Annotated in this window: 13 protein-coding genes; 5 read left to right on the top strand and 8 right to left on the bottom strand. The window is 61.6% G+C overall.

The window, feature by feature from the left end:
• Window positions 1-318: 318 nt before the first annotated feature.
• The 5 genes from QZY07_RS24385 to QZY07_RS24365 all read right to left on the bottom strand — a co-directional run bounded on the left by QZY07_RS24385 (window position 319) and on the right by QZY07_RS24365 (window position 6,583).
• A complete protein-coding gene (locus QZY07_RS24385) occupies window positions 319-1,380 on the bottom strand; it encodes an IS1595 family transposase (protein ID WP_295408532.1) in 1,062 nt (353 codons plus the stop codon).
• A gap of 128 nt (window positions 1,381-1,508) precedes the next feature.
• On the bottom strand, window positions 1,509-2,231 hold the full coding sequence (locus QZY07_RS24380; protein ID WP_295408536.1) for an anaerobic ribonucleoside-triphosphate reductase activating protein: 723 nt from the start codon (window positions 2,229-2,231) through the stop codon (window positions 1,509-1,511).
• A 114-nt stretch (window positions 2,232-2,345) separates the two neighbouring features.
• On the bottom strand, window positions 2,346-2,534 hold the full coding sequence (gene nrdD / locus QZY07_RS24375; RefSeq protein ID WP_295408530.1) for an anaerobic ribonucleoside-triphosphate reductase: 189 nt from the start codon (window positions 2,532-2,534) through the stop codon (window positions 2,346-2,348).
• Window positions 2,535-2,567: 33 nt separating this feature from the next.
• Window positions 2,568-5,576 carry a ribonucleoside triphosphate reductase gene (locus tag QZY07_RS24370; RefSeq protein WP_295408528.1) on the bottom strand — a complete coding sequence of 1,003 codons (3,009 nt, stop codon included), beginning with the start codon at window positions 5,574-5,576 and terminating at the stop codon, window positions 2,568-2,570.
• A 455-nt stretch (window positions 5,577-6,031) separates the two neighbouring features.
• The gene (locus QZY07_RS24365) at window positions 6,032-6,583 is read right to left on the bottom strand and encodes a Uma2 family endonuclease (protein WP_295408527.1); all 552 of its coding nucleotides are present in this window, start codon (window positions 6,581-6,583) and stop codon (window positions 6,032-6,034) included.
• 301 nt (window positions 6,584-6,884) lie between these two features.
• On the opposite strand from QZY07_RS24365, the gene miaB reads away from it, so the two are divergent.
• From miaB to QZY07_RS24345, 4 genes are read left to right on the top strand one after another with little or no spacing between them, the layout of a single operon-like run.
• Window positions 6,885-8,225 carry a tRNA (N6-isopentenyl adenosine(37)-C2)-methylthiotransferase MiaB gene (miaB, locus tag QZY07_RS24360; RefSeq protein WP_295408525.1) on the top strand — a complete coding sequence of 447 codons (1,341 nt, stop codon included), beginning with the start codon at window positions 6,885-6,887 and terminating at the stop codon, window positions 8,223-8,225.
• On the top strand, window positions 8,222-9,220 hold the full coding sequence (locus QZY07_RS24355; protein ID WP_295408523.1) for a PhoH family protein: 999 nt from the start codon (window positions 8,222-8,224) through the stop codon (window positions 9,218-9,220). Before miaB ends, QZY07_RS24355 begins: the two co-directional genes overlap by 4 nt.
• Before the next feature lie 53 nt (window positions 9,221-9,273).
• Window positions 9,274-9,768, top strand: coding sequence for an rRNA maturation RNase YbeY (ybeY, locus tag QZY07_RS24350; protein WP_295408521.1), 495 nt, complete (start codon window positions 9,274-9,276; stop codon window positions 9,766-9,768).
• Between the two features lie 6 nt (window positions 9,769-9,774).
• Complete coding sequence (locus tag QZY07_RS24345) at window positions 9,775-10,662, top strand: transporter associated domain-containing protein (protein WP_295408519.1); 888 nt, start codon at window positions 9,775-9,777, stop codon at window positions 10,660-10,662.
• Between the two features lie 4 nt (window positions 10,663-10,666).
• On the opposite strand, the gene rlmJ is transcribed toward QZY07_RS24345, so the two are convergent.
• From rlmJ to QZY07_RS24330, 3 genes are all read right to left on the bottom strand, one after another.
• Window positions 10,667-11,530, bottom strand: coding sequence for a 23S rRNA (adenine(2030)-N(6))-methyltransferase RlmJ (gene rlmJ, locus QZY07_RS24340; protein WP_295408517.1), 864 nt, complete (start codon window positions 11,528-11,530; stop codon window positions 10,667-10,669).
• Between the two features lie 227 nt (window positions 11,531-11,757).
• A complete protein-coding gene (locus QZY07_RS24335; RefSeq protein WP_295408514.1) occupies window positions 11,758-13,032 on the bottom strand; it encodes a Coenzyme F420 hydrogenase/dehydrogenase, beta subunit C-terminal domain in 1,275 nt (424 codons plus the stop codon).
• A gap of 296 nt (window positions 13,033-13,328) precedes the next feature.
• Window positions 13,329-13,745, bottom strand: coding sequence for a WYL domain-containing protein (locus QZY07_RS24330; protein WP_295408512.1), 417 nt, complete (start codon window positions 13,743-13,745; stop codon window positions 13,329-13,331).
• A gap of 43 nt (window positions 13,746-13,788) precedes the next feature.
• On the opposite strand from QZY07_RS24330, the gene QZY07_RS24325 reads away from it, so the two are divergent.
• The gene (locus QZY07_RS24325; RefSeq protein WP_295408511.1) at window positions 13,789-14,028 is read left to right on the top strand and encodes a hypothetical protein; all 240 of its coding nucleotides are present in this window, start codon (window positions 13,789-13,791) and stop codon (window positions 14,026-14,028) included.

The following is a 14,028-nucleotide window of genomic DNA, read 5'->3' as shown; positions in this document are numbered from 1 at the left end:
TGTAGCGACTTGCATTTGAAAACTGCCGGGCCTGCATTTGACGCGATTTTGGGCCAGAATTAATTGCAACTCACGACCCTTCAGGCCAGGATTATCTGCCACTGAGCCTGCATTTCACCGTCCAGGACTGCATTCCATCGTCTCGGGCCAGGATTGATTGCCACTGTCGCCGCCGTCCAGCAAACCAAGGATTCTTGGACAGTCGTTCGCCATCGGCGCCATGGTCAGAAATCGCCCTGTTGTCCGTCCAAAAACAACGTCCTTTTTTCAACGTCCATCTATACTGAATGGGGGGTGTCCAGCTCAGTGCGGTAACCCCTATTGGTTGTGATGACGCCATGGGCGGGCCGACGAGGTGACGGCAAGCGACGGAGGGCACACCTGATGCGCGGGGTGCAAGCGCGGTGGAATCGGTCTTGGGGCTGGATTTGCGACCAGCGCACGGTACGTCATGGGACCGGTTTGAACGGCTTGTTCGAGAAGCCGACGGAAGAGCAAGCCACGCGATGCGGAATGCCGCCGATTGAAGCGAAACGTGAATTCATCCAGGTAGGCTTGCCGATGATCTGACTCAACGGCCCCCTGGTGAGTCCCGAGCAGCCATCGCTTGAGCAACGCCGCAACCCGGTGAACGCCCGGCATGGAGACATGCGCCGGATCGCCCGTGTCGGAGACGATGGTTCGCGGATGGAGATATCCGTGCGTCGCGAGATCGTTGTATCCACCCCAGCCATCCGTCAACACGGTTGCCCCATGAACCACTGTCGCGCAGACAAATGGCACCAAACTCGCTCCCGATGCGTCAGCCATGGTGTGCATGCGGACGCGCCCGAAGCCTTTGGGAGAGCGCATTTCGACGGCAACCGCAACCAGCGCTTTGCGTCCCGCGCCGCGTCCCCGCTTGCCGCCATGCTCTTCGCCGCCAACCAGAGTCTCATCGACGTCAACCTCGCCGCTCAGGCGCTCACGGTCTGGACGAACCATCGCCGTGCGGAAGCGGTGCAGCATCGCCCAGATCGTCTGGTAGGAACCGAACCCCAGCAAACGCTGGAGCGTCTTTGCCGAAACGCCGTTCTTCGCCGAGGTCATGGACCAGGCCACCACGAACCAAACCGTCAGTGGTGTGCGCGTGCCGTGGAAAATCGTCCCAGTGGTCACCGACACGCGGCGCCGACAGCGTTCACACCAAAACCGTCCGTCACTCATGCGCCAACTCTTGGTGGCACCGCAGCGCGGGCAAACAAATTCCTCTGGCCAGCGCAGCCACTCAAGATCATCGAGACAGGCGTCGTCATCGGGAAACCATGCGCACAACTCGGCATCGTTACGCGGGTAATCGCGACCAGCCTGGAGCGCGGATGCAGGAAGCGGTTTCAGCATCCCTATATTTTGTGCCTACCGCACTGAGCTGGACACCCCCCTTTATTTTAAACCACGCCCGGTATGACATGCATTGTCAGGCTGCCAAGGCTCTCGGCAATGCATGTCCTTCCGGACGCCGTTTCGGTTCAGACCTCGCGGAGCGAGAAGCTCGCAAAACGCCCGGTTTCGATCTGTCCGGCAAGTTTCCGTAGCGGAAAGCGGATCTCGGGGAGATTTCGATGCAGTGCGTGATGGATGTCGCAGCCCTGTAAGGTATAGTCTTTCACGCCAGCATCCGCGAGGGCATGCGCGATGGCGGCGACCTTCGGCGGTGTCCAGTCGGGCATCACGGTGGTGCGGATCTCCAGCGCAATCCCCGACTCCAGCAGCAGCGACAGACTTTTCCAGGCCGGTTTACCCGAACCATCGACCCCCGTGATCCGGTCATAGTCCTCGGAGAGCGCCTTGATGTCCAGTCCCACCCAATCCAGCAGGGGCAGCAGACGCCGCAAGCGCTTCGGATAGGCCCCGCTCGTATGTAACCCGATCTTGAAGCCCAGCCCTCGCGCCTCGGACATCGCGGCCGGGAGTGCCTGTTGAGCGGTCGGTTCTCCGCCGCTGAACACCACCGCATCGAGCAGTCCCCGTCGCTGGGTCAGGAACTGGATCGCCTCGCGCCAATGCATCATGGTGTCCGCGTCGGGATCGAGCAGATCCCGGTTATGGCAGTAACGACAGCGCCAGGGACAGCCCTGACAGAAGAGCACGGCGGCCAGCTCACCCGGGTAGTCGATCGTTGTCAGCCGGGTCAGTCCGCCGATTCGCAGGGATGCGGCATCCTTGGTCGCCGGCTCGATCTTCCGCCCCATCTCTGGGGCGTCGAGTGGCGGTTGGCGGTTGGAAGGGCGATGCATGACGTGAGCCTGGTCTGCCCGAGAAGGACTCGGGTTTGACGCTAAAGCCGCATTCATTCCGAACGCGGTTTAAGCCGCCAACTGATCCACGCGGCGCGGCGCGGCTTGCGGTTGCTCCGAGAAATAACAACGCTCCGCATGCTCGGCACGCTTGCCATTGTTGAACGCGGAAACCGGGCGGTGATAACCCATGACACGGGTCCACACTTCGCAAGGGGTGCGTTCCTCGGTCTTGAGTTCGATGCGGGTGTCGTTCATTGGATTGCTCTCCTAACAAATCATTAGATTGGTTCAATCGGCGCTGGTTCGTGCCGAGTCTTTGCGCTCGGTGACGGCGCGATCATGTTCGGCCTGCTTGCGGGCGATGACTTCCTGATCGCAGATCGGGCAGAAAGGATGTTCGCCAGCGATGTAACCGTGTTTGGGGCAGATCGAGAACACGGGTGTGACCGTGATATAGGGCAGACGGAAATTCTCCAGCGAGCGGCGCACCAGGCGCTTGCAAGCTTCCGTCGAGGAGATCTGTTCGCTCATATAAAGATGCAGCACGGTGCCGCCGGTGTACTTGCTCTGCAACGCCTCCTGCATGGCGAGCGCCTCGAAGGGGTCGTCCGTATAGCCCACTGGCAGTTGCGAACTGTTGGTGTAGTAGGGCGTCTCGGCGGTGCCCGCCTGGAGGATGCCGGGAAAACACTTCTGATCCTCTCGCGCGAAGCGGTAGGTTGTCCCCTCGGCGGGCGTGGCCTCCAGGTTGTACATGCTCCCGGTAGCCTCCTGAAACTCCACCATGCGCAGGCGAACGTGGTCCAGCAGACGGCAGGCCATCTGATGGCCGCGCGTGGTCGTGATGTCCTCGGCATCGTTGGTGAAGTTGCGGATCATCTCGTTGATCCCGTTCACGCCGATGGTCGAAAAATGATTTCGCAGGGTGCCAAGATAGCGTTTGGTGTAGGGGAAGAGCCCCGCGTCCATGTGACGCTGGATGATCTTGCGCTTGATCTCCAGGCTGTTGCGCGCCAGGTTCAGAAGTTCGTCGAGCCGCGCCAGCAGCCCCGGCTCGTCGCCACGCTGGGTGAAGCCGAGCCGCGCGCAGTTGATCGTGACCACGCCGAGCGATCCGGTCTGCTCCGCCGAACCGAACAGCCCGTTGCCGCGTTTGAGCAGTTCACGCAGGTCCAGTTGCAACCGGCAGCACATGGAACGGACCATGTTCGGGGTCAGTTCGGAGTTCAAGAAATTTTGAAAATAGGGGAGGCCATATTTTGCAGTCATTTCAAAGAGATGATCCGCGTTTTCGCTCTCCCAGGGGAAATCGTGGGTGATGTTGTAGGTCGGGATCGGGAAGGTGAAGATGCGGCCCTTCGCGTCGCCCTCGGTCATCACCTCGATATAGGCGCGGTTGATCAGGTCCATTTCGACCTGAAGGTCGCCATAGGTAAATGACTGCTCCACGCCCGCGATCACCGGCACCTGTTCGCGCAGATCCTCGGGGCAGACCCAGTCGAAGGTCAGATTGGTGAAGGGGGTGTTGCCGGTGATGAAGGTCTTACCGTGACGACGCGCGACAAATGTGCCGTTGCGAGTCGTCGGACACCAGACTTTACCCTGGTAAGGACGGCGCTCGATGAGCTGGATATAGGTCTCGCGGTTGCGAATCAGGTTCAGGACATGAACGCCCGAATCCTTGCGCGTATAGACACTGCTTCCGTAACCCCCGAGCACACAGAGTTCCTGGAGCGCGTCGAGATTGTCGCGATCATTGGTGTAGATCCGGATGCGCCCGCTGGGGTCGATACTGCCATCGCCCTTGATATAGGTGTCCAGAAAGAGACGGATCTGGCGGGCGGACAGGGTTCTGATGATGTCGGGCACGCATTTCCGTTCCGTGTAGCTCAGAACGAACTCACTGCCTTCCTGGTTCAGCCGATAGCGATAGACGGGGAAATTGGCATAGGTTCCGGTCTGCTCCCAGAGATGGAAGCTGAAGCCGAGTTCATGCAGCAGCCACTCGATCTCGGCGGCGTTCTCCGCGTGGCCGCTCGACTGGAAGACACTGACCCGCCGCCGATCGGCATGGAAATCGAAATTGCCTTCCGCCACCACCCAGGCCAGCAGCATCACAATCCGATCGTCGATCTCGGCCGTGGACGTGGTCTCCCAGGCATTGGGGACGATGATCGGGGACTTGAGTTGGGCAACCTGTTCGATGTCTTCCAGTACCCAGCGGTTCTCGGAGTTGAAGACCTTGCGCAAGACCTTGTGGCCCGGTGTGATCCACTGTTCCTGCGTGCGGTTGCGCAGCACGTACATGTCGCCGTCGAAGTCGTAGGCATTCAGCGCCAGCGGTTCGAGATATTCCAGACGGTTGTTACGCCAATCGAAGGTTGCGATCTTCTCGCCGGGCAGGATCTGGTCATGGCGTCTCCAGCCGTGCTCGGTCAGGCACTCGGTCTCCGCGTCGACGCATTGACACCCCCACCGCGACGGCACGTTCAGGTTATAGATGAGTTCCTGAATCGCCTGCTTGACATGGCGATAATCCAGCCCGTCGATGCGGACGAACGGTGCCATATAGGTGTCGAAGCTCGAAAACGCCTGGGCGCCAGCCCACTCGTTTTGTAGCGTACCGAGAAAGTTGACGATCTGCCCGATGGCCGAGGACATGTGCTTGGGCGGTCCCGCCTCGACCTTGCCCGGCACCCCGTTCAGACCCTCGTTGAGCAGGGTGCGCAGCGACCAGCCGGCACAATAGCCGGCGAGCATGTCCAGGTCATGGATATGGTAGTCGCCGTCGCGGTGGGCCTGGCCGATTTCGGGTGGATACACATGATTCAGCCAGTAGTTGGCGATCATCTTACCCGAGGTGTTGAGGATCAGCCCGCCCAGCGAATAGCCTTGGTTGGCGTTGGCCGCGACCCGCCAGTCCGAGCGGTCCAGATACTCGTTGATGGAGGCGCCGACATCGACCAGCGTGCGGCGGTCGGCGCGCAATTTGTGATGCTGCTCGCGATAGACGATATAGGAACGGGCGGTAACAAAGTGGTTGGCGCTGATCAGCGTCTGTTCCACCACGTCCTGAATGCCCTCGATATCCGGCAGGCGCCCGTTGCTAAAGCGGTGAGCCAGCACTTTGATGACCTGAGCCGTCAACAATCCGGCCTCTAAAGGACCGAACTCGCCACTGGCCTGACCCGCGCGCAGGATTGCCGACTCGATCTTGGCGGCGTCGAAGCGAACCTCGACCCCGTCGCGCTTGAGTACGCGGGTGGGCAGGGTCGGAAAGTTCGTCTCGGTTCCCATCGTGGGGCCTCTAGGGTTTCTTGAAATGGTCTATGGGCGGTTTTTCGTCCAAATTCAGACCCTTCTGCGATCTGCGAGGGAAAAACCAATATTGGGCGGAAGCACTATATCTTGTGGTTGGCAAGTGTAGCTCCGACTAGATGATGTGACCAGAGGCGAAATGAAGTCGGCCCGATGGCGGTGCATCGAGTCGCCGTGACGCGCGGAGATGGAAGGATTTCAAAGGCTTGCCATGGGAAGTGGCGGATCGACAGGGTGTTTTCAAATCGTGGAAAAATTGATTTTTATCGCTTTTTCCCTACCGGCGCAGCGCGGCGGTTTCATCCTTCGAATACGGATTGATTGATCTGCATCAATAGAATCGAGCAGCTGCATTCTTACTCTGAGCCGCTATCGTGACTTGCGAAGTATTGCCTTTCCGTGTTTTTTTCGTATCGCCTCCCGAACGACAGGTCTCATCGAAATCGTCGAAACACCGTCGCGAAATCCACCGCTACCCGGCAGGGCAGACCCTCGAATTCAAAGCGTTCCGTCTCGCACTCGGCGACTTTGCGAAAGACGCTGCCATCTTGGCGATAGAGTTTTGCGAGCAGTGTATCCGGGTAGATCAACACATAATACTTGACGCCAGCCTCTTCATACTCGCGCCGCTTCAGCCCCTCGTCCCGTTTTGCCGTGGATGGACTGATGACCTCAAAGACGATTTCAGGTGCCCTGGCGATATGTCTCGGGTTGTCGTCATGGCACACCAGCGCCACGTCCGGCCGGAAGATTGTGTCCGGTTTAACGACCCAGTCGGTCTCCAGTAACACCTCGCAATCGGGACAGTCGTCGAGAGTCGTAAGCAATGCATTGCCGATGGCGAGGGTTAATTTCTGATGAAGTTTCACGGGCGAGGGCGCCATCGCATAGGGGATCCCGTGAATCAACTCCCAGTCGCCTTCCCATTGGCGGTAGTCTTCCTCGCGGTAATGAGGCAGGTCATCCTGATTCAACGAGGTGTTCATAAGGCATTTCCTGCGTTAGGTTCGTTGCGTCTTGTCCCGCCATGTGCGGGCCGCCGATGTGTTGGGTCTAGTCCGCTCGCTCCCGAGAATATACGCGATGTCGGCTGGCGACGCGGAGAGGATGGGCGCGCATCCATGCGGCGGTTGCAAAGTCCGAATTCGTTCGGTTACGCTGCAACCATTGTCATGCGGCGGTATTCGTGACCTCCTCCCGACTCACTGGGTTGTAGACCGCCTCCGCGCCCCCATCTTTCAGAGCGAACAAGTCATCGCGATCGTTCGCCCGTTCCAGCATCCTCCCATGCATCGCAAGCTCTATATCCAGACCTACGGTTGTCAGATGAACGAGTACGATTCCGCCCGGATCGCGGAACTACTGCGCGTGTCCGCCGGACTGGAACTGACGGAGCACCCCGAGGACGCCGACGTTCTGCTGCTCAATACCTGCTCCATCCGCGAGAAGGCGCAGGAAAAGGTCTTCTCTCAACTCGGGCGCTGGCGCCCCTGGAAGGTCGCGCGCCCGGATCTGGTGATCGGCGTCGGCGGTTGCGTGGCGAGTCAGGAAGGGGCCGCGATCCGCGAACGGGCACCCTATGTGGATCTGGTTTTCGGTCCGCAGACCCTGCACCGGCTGCCCCAGATGCTGAAGGATCTGAAGGCTGAACGGCTGCCGCAGGTGGATGTCTCCTTCCCGGAGATCGAAAAGTTTGACTGTCTGCCGGCGGCGCGCGCCGAGGGACCGACGGCCTTCGTCTCGGTGATGGAGGGCTGCTCCACGAACTGCACCTATAGCGTCGTGCCCTATACCCGTGGCGAGGAGATCAGCCTCCCCTTCGATGACGTGATCGCCGAGGTCGCGGGGCTGGCCGAGCAGGGCGTGCGCGAGGTCAACTTGCTGGGACAGAACGTCAACGCCTATCGCGGCCTGCTCTCCGATTCGGACGGCGAGACGGCTGACCTGGCCCTGCTGATCCGCTATGTCGCCGCCATCGACGGGATCGACCGCATTCGCTTCACCACCAGCCATCCGTGCGAATTCTCGGACAGCCTGATCGAAGTCTTCGCGGAAGTGCCCGAACTGGTCAGCTTTCTGCATCTGCCGGTGCAGTCCGGCTCGGATCGTATCCTGGCCGCCATGAAGCGCGGTCACACGGCAGCGGACTATCGGGCCAAAATTCAGCGGCTTCGGCAGGCGCGTCCCGGTATCCATCTTTCGTCCGATTTCATCGTCGGCTTTCCGGGCGAGACCGAGGAAGATTTCGCCGCGACCCTGGCGCTGGTGGAGGATCTCGGCTTCGATCAGAGCTACAGCTTCCTCTACAGCCGCCGTCCCGGCACGCCCGCCGCGGACTACCCGGACGCGGTGTCGCTGGACGAGAAAAAAGCGCGTCTGGAACGCCTGCAGCAGCGTATTAACCGCAACGCCCAGCACATCAGCCGCCAGATGGTCGGGACGGTCCAGCGCGTGCTCGTGGAACGACCATCGCGTAAAGACCCGAACCAACTCGCCGGGCGGACCGAGAACAATCGCGTGGTCAATTTCGAGGGACCGACCGACTTGATCGGCGATTTCGTCGACCTGACCATCACCGAAGCACTGCCTAATTCACTGCGTGGCCGCCTGACGCCCCATCCCGCTTGACGACTCAACCGCACACGCTGGATCTGGAACTGGAGCCCGAGGACAATACGCGCCTCGCGAACCTCTGCGGCCAGTTCGATCAACATCTGCGCCAATTGGAGCGCCGTCTCGGCATCGAGATCAACAATCGCGGCTTCGCTTTCCGGCTGATCGGCGAGAATGAATCCGTGCGACTTGGAGAACAACTCCTGCGCCATCTCTACGAAGAGACCGAACGGGGCGTGCTGACGCCCGAAACCATCCACCTCGCGCTCCAGGAATCCGGGGCGGACGCGCTGCTGGAACAGGTCGAGGACCGCCTGCCGGAGGTCGTCATCAAGACCAGGCGCGGTCTCATCCGGGCACGCGGCGCGAACCAGCAGGAATATCTGCACGCCATCCTCAAGCACGATATCAACTTCGGCGTCGGTCCCGCCGGCACCGGCAAGACCTATCTGGCGGTCGCCTGCGCGGTCGAGGCGCTGGAGTCCGATCGGGTCCGGCGTCTGCTGCTGGTGCGCCCGGCGGTGGAGGCGGGCGAGCGGCTCGGCTTCCTGCCCGGCGACCTGGCCCAGAAGATCGATCCCTATCTGCGCCCGCTCTATGACGCGCTGTTCGAGATGCTGGGATTCGAGAAAGTCACCAAGCTGCTCGAACGCAATGTCATCGAGGTCGCGCCGCTGGCGTTCATGCGCGGTCGCACGCTGAACGATTCGTTCATCATCCTCGACGAGGCCCAGAACACCACGCCCGAGCAGATGAAGATGTTCCTGACCCGCATCGGTTTTGGCTCGACGGCCGTGATCACCGGCGACGTGACCCAGGTCGACCTGCCGCGCGGCCAACCCTCCGGCCTGCGTCAGGCGGTCGAGATTCTCAAGGATGTCAACGGCATCAGCTTCACCTTCTTCAGCGCCCGCGACGTAGTGCGTCATACGCTGGTCCAGCGCATCGTCAATGCCTACGAGACCTATGAGAACCTCCCCCCGTCGCGGCCTCCACAGCATCCTGGCTGACACCTGACACCTGACACCTGACACCTGACACCTGCCAACTGCCAACTGAAAAAATGCCCGTACACCTGGAACTCGATCTACAACTGGCGACGGATGCCCCCGAGCTGCCTTCGTTGCCTCAGTTCGAACGCTGGACGCTGGCCGCGCTCGACGGCCGTCGCGAGCGCGCGGAGTTGACGATTCGCATCGTGGACCCGGACGAAGGCGCGGCGCTGAATCGACAGTATCGCGGTCTCGACCGACCGACCAATGTCCTCTCCTTTCCGTTCGAGCTTCCGCCGGGCCTGGATCCGGATGACGCCATCCGCGACCTGCTCGGCGATCTGGTGATCTGCGCCGAGGTGGTGCGCCGCGAGGCGCTGGAACAGGGCAAGGAAGCGCATGCGCATTGGGCGCACATGGTCGTCCATGGCGTGCTGCATCTGCTTGATTACGATCATCTTGACGAGGCTGAGGCCGACGCGATGGAAACTCTGGAAACGAACATCCTGGGCGGGTTAGGATTCCCGCCACCCTATGAATATCAGCCAGACCTGGAGACTCGGTAACCACTCATGACCAGCGATCGATCTAGCGAGGGTTCGCGTTCACGCAACTGGATTGAACGAATTGGCCAGATGCTGGGGGGCGAACCACAGGACAAGGAGCAACTCATCGAGTTGCTGAAGGATGCGCGACAACGGGATCTGTTGGACACGGACGCCCTGAGCATGATCGAAGGGGTCTTGCAGGTCTCTGACCTGCGGGTGCGCGACATCATGGTTCCGCGCGCTGAAATGGTCTCGCTACGGCGCGACGACCCATTGGAAAAAATCCTCCAGATTGCCGTCAAATCGGCCCATTCCCGCTTTCCGGTCACCGGCGACGACAAGGGCGAGGTGGTCGGCATCCTGCTGGCCAAGGATCTTCTGACCTTCTGCGTCGAGAATGGACGCCGCGCCTTCAACATCCGTGACCTCCTGCGCTCCGCCGTGTTCGTCCCCGACAGCAAGCGGCTCAATGTCCTGCTCAAGGAATTCCGGGCCAGCCGCAACCATATGGCGATCGTGGTCGACGAATATGGCAGCGCCGCCGGTCTGGTCACCATCGAGGATGTGCTGGAGCAGATCGTTGGCGAGATCGATGACGAGCACGATTATGACGAGGGTTCCGGCATCTTTCGGCGCGACAAGAACGAGTTCAGCGCCAAGGCCCGCACCACGATCGAGGATTTCAACGAATACTTTGGCAGCGACTTCCCGGACGCGGAGTTCGATACCATCGGCGGCCTGGTGGTGAATGCGCTCGGCCATCTGCCGAAGCGTGGCGAGTCGGTGGAGCTTGACCGCTTTCGCTTCACCGTGATGCGCGCCGACAGCCGCCGGGTGCATCTGCTGAATGTCGAACATCTGAACCCGGACGACGAGATCCCCGCCGTGTCCTCGGATGGCGAGGAGTCCTGAGTCGTTAGGCTGATCGACGCAGCCATTCCAGCCGCCATCCTGTCGCTCTTCCTGATTGGATTGGCTCCAACGCGAGTACGTCCGCGAGTCTTGGCAACAAGGTTGCGAGCCGTTCCTCGAAGCGCCAGGGCGGGTTCACGATGGCCATCCCCGAGCCGTGCATGCCGAAGTCGTCCGCTTGCGGACGCACCGCCAGTTCGGCGACCAGGAACTCCGGAATCTCGCGCGACAGCTTCCGCAGTAACCGATCGGCCTGGTCGCGTTGAACCCCCAGACGCGGATACCAGATCGCATAGCTCCCGGCCGGCCAGCGTGCGTGCGCGGCGGCGAGACAGGCCGCGACCCGGTCAACATCGGTCTTGATCTCATAGGGCGGGTCGATCAGCACCAGACCGCGCGGCGGTTTGGGCGGCAGAAGCGCGGTCAGTCCCTCGAAACCGTCGCGATGATGGATGTTGACTCGTGGATCGCTGCCTAGCGCATGACGCAGCGTCTGGACTTCAGCCTTGTGCAACTCCATCAGGATCAACCGGTCATCCGCGCGCAGACCGTGCCGCGCGAGCTGCGGCGATCCCGGATAGCGCGCGTACCCGCCGCCCGGATTGAGCGCCGCGATGGCGTCGAAATAGCGCGCCAGTTCGGGAAACGACTCCCGTCGCGCCCACAGTCGACCGATTCCATCCGCGCTCTCATCCGTCTTGCGGGCCTGCTCGCCCGTCAGGTCATAGACCCCGGAGCCGGCATGAGAATCCAGATACACAAGCGACTTAGGCTTGACCAGCAACGCCTCCAGCAGCAGCGTCAGTACCGCGTGCTTCAGGATATCGGCATGATTGCCGGCATGAAAGCCATGAAGATAACTCAGCATGGTTAAACTGCGTCCGGCATGACATGCGCCGCTCGCGTATCGACTCGGCCTCGCCCGCGCCAACCGGCGTCGGCGTTGACGCAGTTTAAATTTTCAATTTTTTTAATCATTTAAACTGCATTTTCTCCGAAGGCCCCGCATGTGTACCAAGCTGACTGATGACTGAAAACGGCGTATAGCGCCTTGGGCGCGGTTTCATGGGTCGATTCCTGGAGACGGAATCTGCCTTATGACTCATCCGCCACCGCCGCCAGTGGTCGCCCAAAGGTCTCGCGATAGGGTTCGGCATAGGGTTCGAGCGTCTCGTAGACGTGGTAAGGCACCACCCGCGGCTCCAACCGCGCGAATTTGCCGCGCACATAATTGAGGTTGCGCAACAGCTTCATTTCGATCACCGCGCGCGCGAATTCCAGCCCTCCCGGACCTTTTTTGCGTTGCAGCATCGCGACCAGTTTGCGGATCAGGAAGGGCGGGCGCTTGGCGCCGGGCGGATGCGTGAGCCGCTCCATGAAGCGCGGCATGCCGCGTCGACGGTCGCCCCGCTCGGTCAGGACACCAATCTCCAGCTCGGGACGCATCAGCTCGAACAGTTCCTCGCCGCGTTCGGTGCGCGCCAGCACCCACTGCCAGCCGAGTTCCGCGCCCATGTAACCGACGGTCAGATCGCTGAGCGTGTTGGGATAATCGAAGCAGGAGAGACAGGCCGAGGGGAAGATCCCATGCAGTTTGTCCATCGGGAAGTCGATGAAGTTGAGACGCTCGACATGGCCGTCTTCATGACGCATCCAGAGGCTGAAATCCTGCATGAATTCATGATGGACGACGGTCTCGGGCGAGCGCGAAACCTGACTCAGAAAATAGGTCAGATCCTCGTAGGCGACATTATCGCTGCACGGAATGCCGATCACATCGAGTCGCTCCAGCCCAAGCTCCGCCTCGACCGCCCGCAGCGCGTGAACCTGACAGCCGGTGCCAATGAAGGCAAGCCGCTTGATGCCCTGTTCGCGCACGCGGTCGAGCAGGCTCAGATTGGGCGAGAGACAGGGCTTGTTGCCGGCGGTGGCCAAGACCTCCGCCGGGGTGCGTGCCAGGATCGGCTGGGCCTTGAAACGGGTGCCGGGCGCGGCGCCGGTGGCGATGACCGCCTCGACCTTGCCCTGTTCGAGCAGGCGCGCGCCGAGCGCCGTCACGATGCCGCTCCATTGGGCCTGGGGGTTGGGTCGGCGCATCCGCGCGGCATATTGGGCGCGATAAATGCCGAAGCGCAGTTCGTCGTTGGGCTGGCGATTGCGTCCGTGGAGACGTTGCTCGATCGCCTGGGTCCGGTTGTCGACAAACATGCACGCCTGCAACATCGACGGTTTCAACGCGCTATCGCAGAGTCCGCAATCGCTGCACAGACGCGGGCGGCCCTTGAGACGGTCGTCGTGACTGAGCAGCGTGATCTGGTCGAGTCCCTTCGAGGGGCCTTCTTGCAGGGGGGGGATGGCTGCGTGGGTCATACGTTTGTCCTGTCGAGAGGGCGTCGGGAGCGGCCGCTGGCGGCTCCCATGCGGGAATACGGGGTCGGCATGATGGCAGGTCTCCTCAATGGCGTCGTCTGGGATGGTTGTGATGCCGGGGGGCGCGTCGGTGCCAGGCGACTGGCAAGCTTGCGGCCGGTCGCCTTCCGCGCGGCAGCTTCCGTCTGCCCGATCAGTCTGCCCGAAAGATCTTGGTCGAGTCCATCGCCCGCGCGCGTCGGCCGCGGCGGGCGCATCGTCGCACCCCGACGCGCGCTGGCCTCCGATGGCGATGCTCAGTCACTCGCGTCGGAAACACCCGCGGCTCCAGAAACAGCCGCGCCGGGCGCCGTGCCATAGATCCCCGCCACCTTCGCCGCCTGCATCGCCACCGTCTGGCGTAGCTCCGCTGGCGACACCACCTCGACATTGTCCCCCGCGCCGAGCAGCCAGCGCAGCAATTGCCCGGTCGAGGGTAGCGTCGCCCAGACCCGAATGGCGAAAGCCGCGCCGTCCGGTTCGTCCTCCCAGCGCTGGCCCGGTTCCAGCGGGCAGACGGTGAGGAGATCCGTCAGGTAGCCCCGCACCCGCAGTTCCAGGTCGATCCAGTCGCCCTGACCAAAATCGAGCGCGCCCTCGGCCATCGCCACGTCCAGATCGAAGTCCGCCGCCTGACGCGCGCGCACGTTGACCAAGGCCGTGGCGCGCAGCATCCGGTGCTTCGTCCAGCCTCAGCGCTTCACTCCCGGCCAACTCGTGGCGTGGAAACCCGGACTGAAAAACAAGCGCATCCCCCGCTACGGCCAGCCCGCCGTGGTGATCGAGATCCTGGAGACCCCGGTGCTCGATCGCGAGGACGAGGCCGGTAGCACCTATTTCCGCGAGCCGCTCGATGTGGTGCTCGGCCTGCTGTGGGACGAAGGCCCCGCGCGCGGCGAGTTCGTGACCTTCCACTATGACAGTCGTCGCTTCCAGGCGGCGGACGAGGAGTGCTGA

The organism is uncultured Thiocystis sp., from assembly GCF_903866365.1.
Classification (GTDB): Bacteria; Pseudomonadota; Gammaproteobacteria; order Chromatiales; family Chromatiaceae; genus Chromatium.
Note: the sequence above shows the minus strand (reverse complement) of the source record. Positions and strands in the feature narration are given on the sequence as shown.

What these genes read in the sequence shown, in the direction of transcription:
- ybeY (WP_295408521.1), top strand. Translation starts at nt 9,274, where the DNA reads ATGCCCGTACACCTGGAACTCGATCTACAACTGGCGACGGATGCCCCC.
- QZY07_RS24365 (WP_295408527.1), bottom strand. Translation starts at nt 6,583, where the DNA reads ATGAACACCTCGTTGAATCAGGATGACCTGCCTCATTACCGCGAGGAA.
- QZY07_RS24335 (WP_295408514.1), bottom strand. Translation starts at nt 13,032, where the DNA reads ATGACCCACGCAGCCATCCCCCCCCTGCAAGAAGGCCCCTCGAAGGGA.
- QZY07_RS24370 (WP_295408528.1), bottom strand. Translation starts at nt 5,576, where the DNA reads ATGGGAACCGAGACGAACTTTCCGACCCTGCCCACCCGCGTACTCAAG.
- QZY07_RS24380 (WP_295408536.1), bottom strand. Translation starts at nt 2,231, where the DNA reads ATGGGGCGGAAGATCGAGCCGGCGACCAAGGATGCCGCATCCCTGCGA.
- QZY07_RS24385 (WP_295408532.1), bottom strand. Translation starts at nt 1,380, where the DNA reads ATGCTGAAACCGCTTCCTGCATCCGCGCTCCAGGCTGGTCGCGATTAC.
- QZY07_RS24345 (WP_295408519.1), top strand. Translation starts at nt 9,775, where the DNA reads ATGACCAGCGATCGATCTAGCGAGGGTTCGCGTTCACGCAACTGGATT.
- QZY07_RS24330 (WP_295408512.1), bottom strand. Translation starts at nt 13,745, where the DNA reads ATGCTGCGCGCCACGGCCTTGGTCAACGTGCGCGCGCGTCAGGCGGCG.
- miaB (WP_295408525.1), top strand. Translation starts at nt 6,885, where the DNA reads ATGCATCGCAAGCTCTATATCCAGACCTACGGTTGTCAGATGAACGAG.
- rlmJ (WP_295408517.1), bottom strand. Translation starts at nt 11,530, where the DNA reads ATGCTGAGTTATCTTCATGGCTTTCATGCCGGCAATCATGCCGATATC.
- nrdD (WP_295408530.1), bottom strand. Translation starts at nt 2,534, where the DNA reads ATGAACGACACCCGCATCGAACTCAAGACCGAGGAACGCACCCCTTGC.